This window comes from Rhodobacter sp. NSM, from assembly GCF_052244495.1.
Taxonomy (GTDB): Bacteria; Pseudomonadota; Alphaproteobacteria; order Rhodobacterales; family Rhodobacteraceae; genus Cereibacter_A.
Genome location: NZ_JBQPXH010000001.1, coordinates 947343 through 962068, shown reverse-complemented (window position 1 = coordinate 962068; position 14726 = coordinate 947343). Strand labels below are relative to the sequence as shown.

General features: G+C 69.8%; 13 protein-coding genes. 5 read left to right on the top strand and 8 right to left on the bottom strand.

What is annotated here, in order from left to right; all coding sequences use genetic code 11:
• The first annotated feature begins 108 nt into the window (after nucleotides 1-108).
• The 3 genes from prfA (at nucleotide 109) to ACTVZP_RS04475 (ending at nucleotide 3020) form a co-directional block, all read left to right on the top strand.
• Complete coding sequence (prfA, locus tag ACTVZP_RS04485; protein WP_443210883.1) at nucleotides 109-1164, top strand: peptide chain release factor 1; 1056 nt, start codon at nucleotides 109-111, stop codon at nucleotides 1162-1164.
• The gene (gene prmC, locus ACTVZP_RS04480; RefSeq protein ID WP_443210882.1) at nucleotides 1161-2006 is read left to right on the top strand and encodes a peptide chain release factor N(5)-glutamine methyltransferase; all 846 of its coding nucleotides are present in this window, start codon (nucleotides 1161-1163) and stop codon (nucleotides 2004-2006) included. Before prfA ends, prmC begins: the two co-directional genes overlap by 4 nt.
• Nucleotides 2007-2267: 261 nt before the next feature.
• Complete coding sequence (locus tag ACTVZP_RS04475; protein ID WP_443210881.1) at nucleotides 2268-3020, top strand: DUF4167 domain-containing protein; 753 nt, start codon at nucleotides 2268-2270, stop codon at nucleotides 3018-3020.
• 33 nt (nucleotides 3021-3053) lie between these two features.
• On the opposite strand, the gene rsmA is transcribed toward ACTVZP_RS04475, so the two are convergent.
• From rsmA to lptF, 6 genes are all read right to left on the bottom strand, one after another.
• Nucleotides 3054-3890, bottom strand: a complete 837-nt coding sequence (gene rsmA, locus ACTVZP_RS04470) for a 16S rRNA (adenine(1518)-N(6)/adenine(1519)-N(6))-dimethyltransferase RsmA (protein WP_443210880.1) — start codon at nucleotides 3888-3890, stop codon at nucleotides 3054-3056.
• Nucleotides 3891-3982: 92 nt separating this feature from the next.
• Entirely contained in the window at nucleotides 3983-4951 is a 969-nt protein-coding gene (pdxA, locus tag ACTVZP_RS04465; RefSeq protein WP_443210879.1) for a 4-hydroxythreonine-4-phosphate dehydrogenase PdxA, read from the bottom strand.
• Nucleotides 4948-6165 carry a peptidylprolyl isomerase gene (locus ACTVZP_RS04460; RefSeq protein WP_443210878.1) on the bottom strand — a complete coding sequence of 406 codons (1218 nt, stop codon included), beginning with the start codon at nucleotides 6163-6165 and terminating at the stop codon, nucleotides 4948-4950. The genes pdxA and ACTVZP_RS04460 overlap by 4 nt, the downstream gene beginning before the upstream one ends.
• Nucleotides 6166-6315: 150 nt before the next feature.
• The gene (locus tag ACTVZP_RS04455; protein WP_443210877.1) at nucleotides 6316-8460 is read right to left on the bottom strand and encodes an LPS-assembly protein LptD; all 2145 of its coding nucleotides are present in this window, start codon (nucleotides 8458-8460) and stop codon (nucleotides 6316-6318) included.
• Nucleotides 8460-9554, bottom strand: a complete 1095-nt coding sequence (gene lptG, locus ACTVZP_RS04450) for an LPS export ABC transporter permease LptG (RefSeq protein WP_443210876.1) — start codon at nucleotides 9552-9554, stop codon at nucleotides 8460-8462. Before lptG ends, ACTVZP_RS04455 begins: the two co-directional genes overlap by 1 nt.
• A complete protein-coding gene (lptF, locus tag ACTVZP_RS04445; protein WP_443210875.1) occupies nucleotides 9551-10681 on the bottom strand; it encodes an LPS export ABC transporter permease LptF in 1131 nt (376 codons plus the stop codon). Before lptF ends, lptG begins: the two co-directional genes overlap by 4 nt.
• 204 nt (nucleotides 10682-10885) lie before the next feature.
• Between lptF and ACTVZP_RS04440 the strand changes: the two genes are divergently transcribed.
• Together ACTVZP_RS04440 and ACTVZP_RS04435 are read left to right on the top strand one after the other, a co-directional pair.
• Complete coding sequence (locus tag ACTVZP_RS04440; protein WP_443210874.1) at nucleotides 10886-12355, top strand: leucyl aminopeptidase; 1470 nt, start codon at nucleotides 10886-10888, stop codon at nucleotides 12353-12355.
• Between the two features lie 133 nt (nucleotides 12356-12488).
• Entirely contained in the window at nucleotides 12489-12935 is a 447-nt protein-coding gene (locus ACTVZP_RS04435) for a DNA polymerase III subunit chi (RefSeq protein WP_443210901.1), read from the top strand.
• Nucleotides 12936-12959: 24 nt separating this feature from the next.
• Here the strand turns inward: ACTVZP_RS04435 and ACTVZP_RS04430 are convergent, their stop codons facing one another.
• On the bottom strand, nucleotides 12960-13766 hold the full coding sequence (locus tag ACTVZP_RS04430) for a hypothetical protein (protein ID WP_443210873.1): 807 nt from the start codon (nucleotides 13764-13766) through the stop codon (nucleotides 12960-12962).
• 108 nt (nucleotides 13767-13874) lie between these two features.
• Nucleotides 13875-14450: a retropepsin-like aspartic protease family protein gene (locus ACTVZP_RS04425; RefSeq protein ID WP_443210872.1), complete on the bottom strand. Its 576-nt coding sequence runs from the start codon at nucleotides 14448-14450 to the stop codon at nucleotides 13875-13877.
• Nucleotides 14451-14726 lie beyond the last annotated feature (276 nt).

Below are 14726 nucleotides of genomic sequence, written 5' to 3'. Positions count from 1 at the left end.
GGGGGGGGGGGGGGGGGGGCCCCCCCCCCCCCCGGCGCCTCGGCAGGCCGCGGCGCAATCGCGGTCCCACCCCTTGACCCGACACGATCCGCAGGACAAACCGCCGCCATGGTGCCGATGGACCGCCTCCTCCAGATCGTCCGCCGCTTCGAGTTCCTCGAGGCGCGGCTTTCGGCCGGCGCACCGCCCGCCGAGATCGCGGCCCTCTCGCGCGAATATTCCGAGCTGAAGCCCGTGGTGGCCGAGATCGCCGCCTACCGCACCGCGCTCGACGATCTGGCCGAGGCCGAGGCGATGCTCGCCGATCCCGAGATGCGGGCGCTGGCCGAGGACGAGATCCCCCGCCTCCGCGACCGCATCCCCGAGATGGAGCAGGCGCTCCGCGTGGCGCTCCTGCCGCGGGACGCAGCCGACGCACGGCCGGCCATCCTCGAGATCCGGCCCGGCACCGGCGGCGAGGAAGCCGCGCTCTTTGCGGGCGACCTCCTGCGCATGTACCAGCGCTATGCCGAGGCGCAGGGCTGGCGCTTCGAGGTCCTGGACCTTGCGCCCTCCGAGCTCGGCGGCATCCGCGAGGTCACGGCGCGCGTCGAGGGCGAGGGTGCCTTCGCGCGGCTCAAGTACGAATCCGGTGTCCACCGCGTCCAGCGCGTGCCCGAGACCGAGGCGCAGGGCCGGATCCACACCTCGGCCGCGACGGTGGCCGTCCTGCCCGAGGCCGAGCAGGTCGATATCGACATCCCCGCCGCCGACATCCGCATCGACACGATGCGGTCCTCGGGCGCGGGGGGGCAGCACGTCAACACCACCGATTCCGCCGTGAGGATCACCCACCTGCCCACGGGCATCGTCGTCACCTCGTCGCAGAAATCGCAGCACCGCAACCGCGAGATCGCGATGGAGGTGCTGCGCGCGCGGCTCTACGATCTCGAGCGGCAGCGGCTGGCAGACGCCCGCTCGGCCGATCGAAAGGCGCAGGTCGGATCGGGTGACCGGTCCGAGCGCATCCGCACCTACAACTTTCCGCAGGGCCGGATGACCGACCACCGGATCAACCTGACGCTCTACGCGCTGCCGCAGATCATGGCGGGCGACCTCTGCGAAGTCATCGCAGCGCTGACCGCGCATGATCAGGCCGCGCGCCTGGCCGAGATGGAGGCATGACGGCTGCCGAGGCACTGCGGGCAGCGATCCCGCGCCTCGCCGCGGCCGGCGTGCCCGACGCGCCGCGCGATGCCCGGAGGCTGCTCGCCCATGCCTTGCAGGTGGCCCCCGACCGCCTGACGCTTCATCTGCCCGACGAGGTCGGGCAGGAGGCGGGCCTTCGGCTCGAGGCCGCGCTGGCTGCGCGTGTCGCACGGCAGCCCGTCGGCCAGATCGTCGGCGAACGGCTCTTCTGGGGCCGCTCGTTCCGCGTCACGCGCGACACGCTGGATCCCCGGCCCGAGACCGAATGCCTGATCGAGGCGGCGCTCGCGCATCCCTTCGCGACCCTGCTCGATCTCGGCACCGGCACTGGCTGCATCGCGCTGACCCTGCTGGCCGAGCGGCCCGCGGCGCGCGGCATCGCGACCGACCTGTCGGCCGCGGCCCTCGACGTTGCCGCCGGAAACGCCCTTAGCCTTGGCCTTGCCGACAGGATCGAGTTCCGCCACTCGGACTGGTTCGCCGATGTGTCCGGGAAGTTCGACCTCATCCTGTCGAATCCTCCCTACATCGCCGAAGCCGAGATGGCCGATCTCGCCCCCGAGGTGCGGGACTGGGAGCCGCCGATGGCGCTGACGCCGGGCGGGGACGGGCTCGACGCCTATCGCGCCATCGCCTCCGGCGCGCCTGCCCATCTCCTCCCCGGCGGCCGTCTGCTGGTCGAGATCGGGGCGGGGCAGGGTGCCGACGTGGCCGCGCTGTTCGCCGCCGCCGGCCTGGCGGAGGTCCGCGTCCTGCCTGACCTCGACGGGCGCGACCGGGTCGTCTGCGCGCGTCTTCCCGCCGGTGGGCTGGCCTGAAACGTGCGAATGCCCCTCGGTCAATTGGTCGCGCCCTTGCCGAAACCGCGCGTTGTCTCCATTTTTCCCTTGCCAGCCACCCGGCGGCGTGATTACTCGGAAATGCGCCGGGGGGATGGTCCGCTTTACCCGCGATCGTTTTCCGCGCGTCCAAGCCTGAAATGCACGTTATGCCCCGGAGCGAAATCGAGCCACCCGGGAGCGGCTTCCGCAGGGCTGCAGCATACCGGCAGGGCCATTTCATCTGGATACAAGGACAAGATGAGATCCTCCAAGTCCCGCTCGCGTTCGAAATCGAACCGCCCGCGTAGCCTCGGCAATATCGTCAACCGCGTGTTCGACAGCTCCGGTCCCGAGGGGAAGGTGCGCGGTACGCCGGCCCAGATCATCGAGAAATACCTGTTTCTCGCCCGCGACGCCCAGTTGTCGAACGACCGGGTGGCAGCCGAGAATTTCCTGCAGCACGCCGAGCACTACACCCGGCTTCTCGGCGAGGCGCAGCGCGAGCTTGCGGCCGAGCAGGAGAACCGCCGTGCCGAGCACCAGCAGAACCAGGGCAACCAGGGCCAGGGCGGCCAGCCCCAACAGGGCAACCACCGGCAGGACCGTCCGCGCGACGACCGCCGGGACGACCGTCAGGAGCAGCCTCGGGCGGAACGCGAGCCGCGGCCCGAAGCCCAGCCTCAGCCCCAACCGCAGGACAATCCCACCAGCTCGCATGCCGTGATCGACCTTTCGGAGAATGCCGAGGAGGAGACCGGGCTGGTCGAGACGCCGGAGGCCCGTCCGCGGCACCGGCCGGCGCAGCGCCGTCGTCCCGAACCCGTCGAGCAACCCGCCGCCCAACCCGAAGGCCCGGCAGAGGGCCAGCCCGAAGCTGCTCCCGAGGCGCCCAAGGCCGAGAAGCCGCGCCGCCCGCGCGGCCCGCGCAAGCCCAAGGCCCGCGACGGCGAGGGCAACGGCGGCGATGGCAACGGCAACGGCGATGGTGATCCGCGCGAGGCCGCCGAGTAATCCGGCTGCAGGGCCGCTTCCGGCCCTGCCAGCTCAGCGCGCGAGCCGCCGGGCCAGCGCGCAGAACCCCTCCAGCGGAATTTCCTCGGCGCGCCGCGTGGGCTCGATCCCGACATCCCGCAGCGCCGTCTCGATGTCCGGTGCCAGCCCCTTGAGGCTCGAGCGCAGCATCTTGCGCCGCTGGTTGAAGGCCATCGCCGTCACCCGCGACAGCATCGCCGGATCGGCCGGATGGCGCGGCGCCTCGAGCCGCGTGAAATGCACCACCGCCGAATGGATCGCGGGTGGCGGCGTGAACGCCTCGGGCGGCAGGGTCAGCACGATCCGGGGCTCGGTCCGCCACTGCGCCAGCAGCGCGAGCCGGCCATAGGCCTTCGAGCCCGGCTTCGCGACGATCCGCTCGGCCACTTCCTTCTGGAACATCAGCGTCAGGCTTTCCCAGAAGGGCGGCCAGTCCGACGAGAGCCAGCGGGTCAGAAGCTCCGTGCCGACGTTGTAGGGCAGGTTCGCCACGATGCGGATCGGCGGGGTCAGCCGCGCCGCCACGTCCACCTCGAGCGCGTCGGCGTTCAGTACCTCCAACCGGCCGGGCCAGGCCTCCGCCACCTCCGCGAGCGCGGGCAGGCAGCGTGCGTCCTTCTCGATCGCCAACACCTTGCGCGCCCCCTCGGCCAACAGCCCGCGGGTAAGCCCGCCGGGGCCGGGCCCCACCTCCAGCACGTCGGAACCCTTCAGGTCGCCCGCCAGCCGCGCGATCTTCGCCGTCAGGTTCAGGTCGAGCAGGAAGTTCTGCCCGAGCTGCTTCTTCGCCGAGAGCCCGTGCGCCCGGATCACCTCGCGCAGGGGCGGAAGCCCGTCAATCGCGGCCAAGTCTCATCCTCCGCCTGTCCTGCCTTCACTCTTGTCGAAATATCCTGCGGGGGTGCGGGGGTGCGGGGGTGCAAAACCCCCGCGTCGCACCGTCATCCGTGCGCTTCTGCCATCCCGGCCGCCATCTCCAGCGCGGCGATCAGGCTCGAGGGATCCGCGATGCCGCGTCCCGCGATGTCGAAGGCCGTGCCGTGATCCGGCGAGGTGCGGATGAAGGGCAGGCCGAGCGTCACGTTCACGCCGCCCGCGAAATCCACCGTCTTGATCGGGATCAGCGCCTGGTCGTGATACATCGCGACCGCGCAGTCATAGCGCGCCCGGGCGCCTGCGTGGAACATCGTGTCCGCCGGCAGAGGTCCCGTCAGGTCGAGCCCCTCGGCCCGGAGCCGGTCCAGCACCGGGGCAATCACCGCCAGGTCCTCGCCGCCCATCGCGCCGCCTTCGCCGGCATGGGGGTTGAGGCCCGTCACCCAGATCCGCGGCGCGGCGAGACCGAAGTCGCGGCAGAGCGCGGCATGGGTGATCCGCAGCACCTCCTCGAGCAGGTCGGGCGTGAGCGCCGCGGGCACCTCGGCGAGCGGGATGTGGATCGTGGCCGGCACGACGCGCAGGCCCGGACAGGCGAGCATCATCACCACCCGCTCGACGCCCGCCAGCGCTGCGAGGAATTCGGTATGGCCGGGAAAGGCGAAGCCTGCCCCGTCCTTGAGCGCCTTCTTGTGGATGGGTGCGGTGCAGATCGCCGAAGCCGCGCCGGACTGGACGAGCGAGACGGCCCGGGCGATCACCGCCACCACCTCGGCGGCGTTGCCGGGGGTCAGCACGCCCGGCCGCTGCGCGTCAGGAAAGCGGTGAAGCAGGACGGGCAGGGCCTCCGGCGGCACCTCTGCGGCCTCGAACGGCGCCGAGATCGCCTGCCAGGCGCTACCCTCCGGCAGATGCGCCGGATCGCCGATCCAGAAGAAGGGCAGCCGCGCGCCGAGCACCCGGCGGGCCTTGACCGCGATCTCGGGGCCGATGCCGGCAGGTTCTCCGCAGGTGAGGGCGATGGGCGCGATCACGGTTCGCGGATGATCGCGTTGGCGCGCAGGTCGGCAAGATAGCTGTCCGCGGCAGCGGAGATCGTCTGGTTCACCAGCACCTGCGCGAGGCGGTTCCGGTCGATCGGCTCCTCTGTCACCGGCCGGCGAGCGCAGAGCATCAGCACGCGCCGCGCGCCACCCGGCGTGGCCGAGGTCGCCACCTCGCCCGCGTCCAGTGGCGCGAGTTCGAGCGCCACGTCCTGCGGGACCTGCCCGAGGGGCAGCGTGACCCGGCGGAGCTGGTCTTCCGGCGCGCCCTTCATCACCGTGTAGAGGTCGTCGCAGTCGTCGGTGCGCGACGTGATCCGGCCGAGCTGTTCGGGGAAACCGGCATCGTCGGGAAGGAAGAGTTCGGCATAGTCGACCTCGACCCCTTCCGGCGCCGGTTCGCTGGACTCGTCGATGCCGCGCAGCTGGAAGAGCGCCACCGCATTCGGGATCTTGACGGGATCGCTCACCTCGCCGGGCGAGAGCGTCAGCAGCACCGGCCCCAGGGTCGGCGGCAGGTTCTGCAGCGGCACCCAGTCGATCCGCCCGCCGCGCGGCGCCGAGGACGAAGCCGAGTAGTTGCGCGCCGCTTCGGAGAATGCAGCTTCGCCGCTGATCTGGCGCTGGAGGTCCTGCGCCAGGGCAAGCGCCTCCGCCTCCTCCCCCGGCTGAGCGGGAATGATGATCTCGGAAAGCAGCAGCCGGATCGCGGCTCGCCGCGTCTGCCGGGTGATCGCGCGATCGATGGCCGTGTCCGTGGGACGCGCCGTCGCGCCGAACTTCGCCCGCATCAGTTCGCGCCAGACGAGGCCCGCATGGACGAAATCGCGGAAGGTTTCCGCCGCGACGCCGGCCTTGCCGAGCTCGGCCACGAACTCGTCGGCCGAGAGGTTCGCCCGGCCTGCGAATTCTTCCATGCCTTCACGGATCTGCGTCTCGGTCGCCTTGAGGCCCGCCTGCTCGGCGGCATCGAGCCGGATCTTGTCCTCGATCAGCGCGTCCATCGCCTGCGTCTCGACGTCCCCGGTCGCGCCGAGGACGGTGAGGAAGCGGAGGCGCTGCTCGTATTCGTAGTTGGTGATGACCCGGTCGTTCACGACGAGACGCGGGGCGAACAGGTTCTGCGCCGGCGCCTGCAGGGTGCCGGCGAAAGTCAGGCCTGACGCCACGACGAGGGCGAGGCAATGGGAAACGAAGGTCTTCATCTGTCCGTCAGCCGTCTTCTGCTCTTGGTCCCGATGGTCCGGTTATCCTGGTCCCGGTGGTCCGGTTGTCTCTGTTCCGGCGGCCCGGTTGTCTTGGTCCCGCTGGCCCGGCCCGACCGGCCGGATCCGCGACATGTCCTGACCGCCTCCCTACCTGCGGCAGACGCGCGACGGGCCAGGTGCCGCACCGCTGCCGAAGCCGATGAGATCGACCGACAGGCCGAAATCCGTGCTCGGCGTCACACTAGTCGAGGAAGTGAACCGACGCGAGAGGGAAAGATCCAGCTTCAGGCACTCGTTCCGGAACTCGAGCCCGATCCCGGCGCGCGCCGTGCGGTCCGCCTCGAAGTCGTAGCGGCCTTCGGCACTCGCGGTCCAGGCGCCGGTCAGCCGGTAGCGGGTGTCGAGCCAGAGTTCCTCGACCGGATCCGGCCGCGCTTCTTCCTCGCTCTCGCGGATCCGCACGTAGCGCGAGGTGAAGCCATAGCGGTCGCGCTCGAGCCCGACCTGCCATTCCGCCTTCGTCACGCCGAGTTCCTCGTCCACGATGGTGCGCTGCAGGATGGTGAGGCCGTCCTGCGTCGCGAGTTGCAGCGAGGCCAGCCAGTCCGACTGGTCGCCGTCGAAGCCCGAGGCCGAGGAGAAGCCCGGGTCGTCCTCCTGCCAGACCACCTTGCCCAGTGTCGCCCCGAGCGACCAGCCGGAGGGATCGTAGCGGGTCCAGTTGACGCCGACGGCGGCGCGGGACCCTTCCTCGACCGCGTCCGAGCCGGGGAAGCGGTCGAGGGAAAAGAGACTGCCCTCGTCGAATTCGACCAGCACGGAATCCTCGTTCGGAATCCGGGCGTCGGAGCGGTCTGCCCAGACAACCTGCGCCACGGGCTGGATCACGTCGCTTGCGCCGCTGGCGGAACTGCGCACCCAGGGCCAGCGGATCTCGACCCCGCCCGCGCCGTGAATCCGGGTGTCCGATCCTTCCCAGGTGGCATCTTGGCTGATGTCATAGGCGTCTGCGCCGAATTCGGCGAGGGCCGAGCCGAGGATGCCTGCCCCGAGCATCCAGTTGCGGCGCCAGTCGATCAGGACCGAGGCGCGGGACATGTCCCGGCCATCGGCGATCGCATCGTCGTCGAGGGCGCTGTCGAACGGATCGTCGGAGTCGCGCCGGTGGCTGTGCGTCGAGAAGCGCAGGCCGCCTTCGCCGCCGAGCGGGCCGAAGCCGAAGCGGCGGTGGAAGGTCGCGTCCGCGACGAGCGAGGGCAGGGTGTCGTTGTCCTCGTCCTCGCGCAGCGTGCGGAACTTCAGCAGCCGGCCCGAGATGTATTCGTTGCGCCGGGCGCGCGTCACCTCGAAGCCGGTCGCAAGCCGGTCCTTCTCGCCAAGGCCATAGTCGAGGTAATAGGCACGGTCGCTCACCTCCTCGACCTGGAAGGTCAGCGTGAAGTCGCGGGGCAGATCGAACGTGCCGCGCGCGAAGAGATAGCCGCGCCGCTCGTCGGGCAGGATCTCGTCGCGAGAGACGGCGCCTTCGGCCTCGATGATCCCGAAGGACAGCGCCTCGCGGTAGCGCATGCCGAGCGTGCGCCCGCCCTTGGTCGTGATCTGCGGCAGGAGCGTCACGTCGCGACTGTCGCCGAGCGCAATGAAATAGGGCACGCGCAGGCCCGTTCCCAACTGGCTTGTGGTGAGCAGTTCCGGCCGCAGGAAGCCCGTCGCGCGCTTCAGGGTCGCATCGGGAATGCGAAGCCGCGGGACATAGGCCACCGGCAGCCCGGCGATCCGCAGCGAGGCGTGGTCGAAGTAGATCTGCCGTTCCACCTCGTCATGGACGACGCGGCGGGCGCGCACTTCCCAGAGCGGAACGGGATTGTCGGCGCAGACCTGGCAGGACGAGGCCACTGTCCGGCCGAGGGCGGTATAGCGGTCGCCGACCCGCCTCAGCTCGGACGCGGCAAGCTGGAGCTGCTGATCGAGGACCAGCCGCGCGCTGGTCATGACCCCATTCTCGAGGTCGCCCGAGAGCGCCGCCTGATCGGCCAGCACCAGCTGGCCCTCGCCATCGTCGAGCACGATAGGACCGTCGATCGTCAGCCTGTCTTGCGCCTGGTCGTAGAGGACGCGGCTCGCACTGAGACGGGTGCCCTGGAAGAGCACCTCGACATGGCCCTCGGCCACGAGCGTCGTCTCGTTCACGATGGATACGCTGTCGGCGACCAGCGTTGCCTTCTCCTGCGCCGCAAGGGGAAGCGGAACAAGGAAGGTGGCACAGAGAAGAAGTCTTCGCAGAAGGCGCATCAGCCGTCCTCGAGGTGCAGAAGCAGGCCGAGAGAGCCCATGACGCCGATCAGCGGCGGGCTCCATGCGGCAAGCAGGATGGGGATCTGGCCGTTCTCTCCGAGAACCTGGGCGAAGTTGCGCAGGAAGAACAGGCCGAAGCCGCCCAGCAGGGCGAGAAGCACCATGCGGCCCGTGCCGCCGAAGCGGCTGTGGCGCATGGTGAAGCCCGCGGCGACGAGGACCATGGCCGCGAGCATCAGGGGGAGGGCAAGTTCCATCTGCATCCAGACGCGGTGCTTGCGGGCCGAGAAGCCCGCACGCTCGAGCCCGGCGACATAGGCCGGAAGCTCCCAGATCGGGATGGCGGAGGGATCGCCGAAGCTGTCCTGGATGCCCTCGCGCGTAAGGTCGGACGTGACGCGGAGATGACCGTCGAGGCTGGCCTCGGCCTCGGGATTGGCCGCTGTCAGATCCCAGCTCTTGGCGCCCGAAAGCTGCCAGTAGCCGGTTTCGAGTGCGGCCTGGTCGGCGGCGATGCGCCCGGTGGGCAGGCCCTCGGCGTCGAAGGTCAGGAAGGTCACGGCGTAGAGTCGCGTCCCGTCGGTGTTCGAGCGGGCGGCATGGATCACCGTCTGCCCGTTCGCCCCGCCCTGCCGCAGCCAGAGCCCCTCGTCCGAGATCGACAGAATGCTAGCCTCGCCCCGGGCGAGGCGGCCGGCCGCGGCCTCGTACTGGCGTGAAGTGCCGGCCACGATCGGGTTCAGGACGGCCACGGCCGCCGCCCCGAGTGCCAGAGCCACGACCATCGGTGCGACGAGAAAGCGGAGGCCGGAGCGACCGGCGGCGCGCACCACGACCAGTTCGCTCGTCCGGGCAAGGCCGAGGAACAGCGCCACGGCGGCAAGGATCACGATGAGCGGCAGGATCGTGTAGAGCGTCTCGGGCACGCGCAGGAGCGACAGCAGGGCGGCCTGCGCCAGCGTGATCCCCTCGTCCGCGAAGCGCCGCATCTGGTCGAGCACGTCGATCAGCATCATCAGGCCGAAGAAGGCCATGAAGACGATGAAGACGATGCGCAGGAAGCGCCGGGCGATGTAGCGCGACAGGATCATGAGGCGAAGATCCCGCCGAGCGCCCGCCGGATCCGCCTCGGCCGCTGCGCGATCCAGAGCAGGAGGATCCCCACCACAAGGCCGGTTATGGGCGCGGCATAGGCCAGAGGCCACAGCGCCTCGTCGGTGGCGCCAGCGCCGGACGCCGCCACGTTGATCGTCTGCACGAGGATCAGCAGCACCACCGCGAACAGGATCTGCCACCAGAGGCCGAAGCGGCTGAAGCTGCCCAGAAGCAGCGCCGCAAAGCCGATGAGCGAGGAAGCGAGCCCGAGGAAGGGTTGGCCGATCCGGCTGTGCCCCTCGTAGAGCGCCGCAGCCCGCGTTGCGCGGGTCTCGGCCAGGATCGCCTCGGAGGGCGACAGAAGCGCGGTCGTGGGCATTTCCTCGAGCGAGCGCCGCTTGGGGCCCGAGGTCTTGACGAAGGCACCGAGGTCGTAGGTCACGTCGTCGAACCGGGTGAGCTCCAGCCGACGACCCTCATGGGTCAGCGTCTGCGCACTGCCGTCGATCATCAGGAGTTTCGGCGTCGTGTCCGTCCGCACGAGAAGCGCCCGCCGCGCCGTGTAGATCGTGGAGCGCCGCGCATCGCGCGCATCGACGAGGAAGAGGTCGTTCAACTCGCCCGTGTCCGATATCTCGCGGATGTAGAGCGTCACGCCGTCGTCGGGATGCAGGAACTCGCCATCGCGCAGGAAGCGGGCGGTCGCGTTCTGCGAGATCTCGGCCGAGCGCGCCGAAAGGGCCGCACGGCTCGCAGGGACGAGGAGGTTCATCAGAACGATCATCATCAGGGCGACGATCAGCCCGAACCAGACCACCGGCCTTGCAAGGCGGAAGGCCGAGAAGCCGGTTGCCTGCATCACGACGAGTTCGGATTCCTGGCTCAGGCGGTTCACGACGTAGATCGTCGCCGCGAAGGCCGAGAGCGGCAGCACGAGCCGGATCACGTTGGGCAGCGCAAGCAGGGAGAACTCGAGGAAGACCAGCGCGGACTGGCCGTCCGAGATCAGGTCGTCGAAGAGGCCGACCGCCCGGTTGATCCAGTAGACGAGCACCAGGACGAGCGAGAAGAAGCCGAACAGCGCCACCAGTTGCGACAGCAGATATCTGTCGAATCTTGACACGCCACGCTCTTCCTGTCCGTCGTCCCCGGGATTTCGGCGGACGCTACCGGAAATCGGCGCCGGGGAAAACTGGTATCTGGCGCTCGGGCGGGGCAGGGGCTAGCCTCGCGCAAAGAAGGCCCGGGCCACCGGGGCGGGCGGGCGCTCCAGCGCCTGCCGTCACCGGCCGAGCTGCGTGCCGAGACGTTGCAGCGGAGTATCGTCATGACCCATCCCGTTCCCATTCAGTTCCAGGGCCTCGAGCTCGAGGCGCTCGCGACGGTGCCCGGACGCATCGTGGTCTTCGCCGGCGAAGGGGGCGCGATGGGGGCTGCGGCCAAGAAGGTGAACCGGCTGATGCGCGGCGCGCTGGAGCGGGCCGGGGCGTCGGAGGCCTTCGGAAAGCTGAAGCAGGGCGAGGCGATGGAGCTGGGCTTTCCGGCCGGGATGGCTGCCGATGCGGTCCAGCTGGTGAAGCTCGACCGCCGGGCGGACGTGGCGACGGCGCGCAAGGCGGGCGGTGCCGTGGGACGGTCGCTGTCGAAGACGGGCACGCTCGTTCTTGCCGACACGATCCAGCGCGCGGCGGAAGTCTCGTTCGGGATCGCGCTTCGCGCCTATGACTTCACGCCCCACAAGACCGGCGAGAAGACCCAGCCCGGACCCGTCACGCTGATGGTCGCCAACCCCGAGGCAGTGGCCTCGGAGGCGGGGCCGATGGCCGCACTGGCCGAGGGGATCTTCTTCACCCGCGACCTCGTGAACGAGCCCGCGAACGTGCTGTCGACCTTCGACTTCGCGGCGCGGCTCGCCGCGATGCACGAACTCGGCCTCGAGGTCGAGATCCTCGAGGAAGAGGACATGGAGAAGCTCGGGATGCGCGCCCTCCTCGGCGTGGGCCAGGGGTCCGAGCATCCCTCGAAGCTGGTGGTCATGCAGTGGAAGGGCGGGCCCGAGGATCAGGTGCCGCTCGCGCTCGTGGGCAAGGGCGTGGTCTTCGATACCGGGGGGATCTCGATCAAGCCCGCGGCCGGCATGGAAGACATGACCATGGACATGGGCGGGGCTGCGGTGGTGGCGGGCGTGATGCGCACCCTCGCCATGCGCAAGGCCAGGGCGAACGTGGTGGGTCTGGTGGGCATCGTCGAGAACATGCCCGACGGCAATGCGCAGCGGCCGGGCGACGTGGTGCGCTCGATGAAGGGCGACACGATCGAGGTGATCAACACCGATGCCGAGGGGCGGCTCGTCCTTGCCGACGTGCTCTGGTATGCGCAGGAGCGGTTCCAGCCGCGGGGCATGATCGACCTCGCGACGCTCACCGGCGCGATCATCGTGGCGCTCGGCCACGAGAACACCGGGGTCTTCTCGAACGACGACGCCTTCTGCGGGGCCTTCCTCAAGGCCGCGCAGGCCGAGGGCGAGGGTGCCTGGCGTATGCCGATGGGCGAGCGCTACGACGAGATGCTGAAATCGCGCATCGCCGACATGCGCAATTCCACCGGCCGCGAGGCGGGATCGGTCACGGCAGCGCATTTCCTGAAGCGCTTCGTGAAGCCCGAGACGCCGTGGATCCATCTCGACATCGCAGGAACGGCCTTGCTGAAGTCGGATACGGCGCTGGCACCCAAGGGGGCCACCGGCTGGGGCGTTCTCTCGCTCGACCGGATGATCCGGGACATGCTCGAGACGTGAGCCTTCCTGCGCCGGGGCCGGGAAGGCACGTGCCTGGTGATGGCACGGGGACGGGACCCGCGCCGGGGCTCTGCCCCGGACCCCGGGATATTTGGACGAGAATGAAGGAGAGGCGGGCCGCGTGGGGGTCGTGATGTTCTATCACCTGACGCGCTCCTCCGCGGAGGACACGCTGCGGCTGCTGCTGCCGCGGGCGCTGGAGCAGGGCTGGCGCGTGATGCTGCGGGGCACCGAGCGCGCGCGGCTGGAGGCGCTGGATCTGGCGCTCTGGCGGGTGCCCGAGGACGGGTTCCTGCCGCACGGGCTGGAAGGCGGCGCACAGGACGCGAGGCAGCCGGTGCTGCTGGGAACCGGCGCGATCGGCAACGGGGCACAGGCGCTGATGCTGCTGGACGGTGCCGCCACGGACGCCGCCGAGGCGGCGCCGCTCGAGCGGGTGTGGATCCTTTTCGACGGGCTCGACGACGGACAGCTCTCGCTTGCGCGCGCCCAGTGGAAGGCGCTGACCGGTGCGGGCCTCAAGGCGCAGTACTGGTCGGAGGAGAGCGGTCGCTGGGAGAAGATGGCGGAGGCGGGCTGAGGTCGCCGCACGGACCTGACGGTCTCACGGCATGCTCAGGACACGCTCGACCTCGTGGCCGAGCACGACGTCCCGCCCGCTGCCCCGCGCCTCGGCCACGCGCCGCGATACCAGTTTCCGCTCGGCTGCGGGATCGTGGATGCCCTTGTACTGGCCATAGGTCAGGGCATCCGCATCCGATGCCACATGGTCCTGATAGCCTGCGAGGTAGCGGGTGGTGTAGAAGGTGAAGCCGACGACGCCGAGGCGGTGCGTGTCGCAGCCGAGGAACCAGCAGATGGCTACGGCGCCGGCGGTGGGAGAGCTTCCGCCCAGGTCGGCGGACAGTGCGCGATGGAACACGGGCCCGATCATGCGCAACCGCGCCCTTGACCCTTGCGCCCGCAACAGGCCGTCCATTCTCAGCGTGTTTGGAAAGCGGCTCATGGCCATCAGGCGATGGACGAGGAGGTCGGTGGATGTTGCCTGGAGCTTCTCCGCCGTTACCTCGCCTGCGTCACGAATGCCGTCGGACGTCAGATTGTGCAGCAGTACATCGCAGCGCCGGAAGGTCTGGCCGCGCCAGACGACAGGCACGTCGATGGCCTTGTTCATCCGGACGATCACGTCCCAGTCGGCGGGGTCGAAGCGCTCCAGTTCCTCGGTGACGCAGGACGCGGCACCGATGATCAGCACGCGCTTGCCGGTGAACTCGGCCGGGTCCAGCTGATAGCGGCCCGACTTGAGCGCGAAGAGCGCCTTGTAGCGGAGCGATCTTGCCGGCTGTGTCAGAAGGCGCCACAGGCGGGCAGGGCGCGTCCGCGAACTGCGGTTGGATCTGGCTTCGGTCATGACAGGCTTTCGGTGCGCGACATCACAGGATGGTAACGCCGGATCCGTGGCAGGCAACGCGACCTCGCGTCCCTGGCTCTTCATCTCCTGGCTGCACGAAGGCCGAGGCTACCGCGAGAGGATCATCCGGTCGTCTGCGATCTCGATCCGGAAGCGGCGCAGGTAGTCCATCCCGAGGAGCGACATGTCCATCGGACCCTCGTTGACCCAGGCCGATATGCGCTGCTCGGTATAGGGGCCGAGCGCCACGGGTCCGACACGCACCCGCGCCGTCCGGACGGCTCCGTTGGCGGTAATGGCCTCGCCGAGATAATCGAGCCGTTCGGGCTCGATCCCGAGACGCCGGGCGTCGGCCTGCGACAGCACGACCGAGGTCGCGCCGGTATCGGCCATGAAGCGCACCGGCGTGCCGGAGATGTCGAGCGTGAGGTAATAGTGTCCGTCGCGCGCGCGGGGCACCTCGATGCGGCTGTCCTCCATCACGGCCTGCGTGGGCGCAAGTTCCGTCCGGACGTCGCGCCAGAGCCCGTATCCCGCGAGCACCGCGACGAAGATCAGCGCCCAGGCCATACCGGCCCGGATGGCGGCGCCGAGCCTTCCCCGGTATTCGACCAGCACCCAGGTGCCGAGTGCGAGCAGAAGCAGGCCCAGGTAGACCAGTCGTGCCGTCAGATCGCCGTCCATGTCTCTCCCTCGAACCCTCCCGATCATATGGGGTCCGCGTGGGGCGCGCCAAAGGCCTTCCTGCGGGGACGTCGCGCGGAAGGTCTCCGGTGCCTGATGCCCTTGGCGCGAGTCGAGCGGGTCTGGGGAGGTTGCGGTCCGCCGGGCGGGCGCGGCCTTGCGTACTGCAGCGGCGGGTCCGGGCGACGCGAGGCGGCCGACCCGTTCTGGCGCGACCTCGCGCGGCGGAAGCGGCGCGGCCAAGGCTCACGAGACCGGCGCTTCCGGGCGGCACGG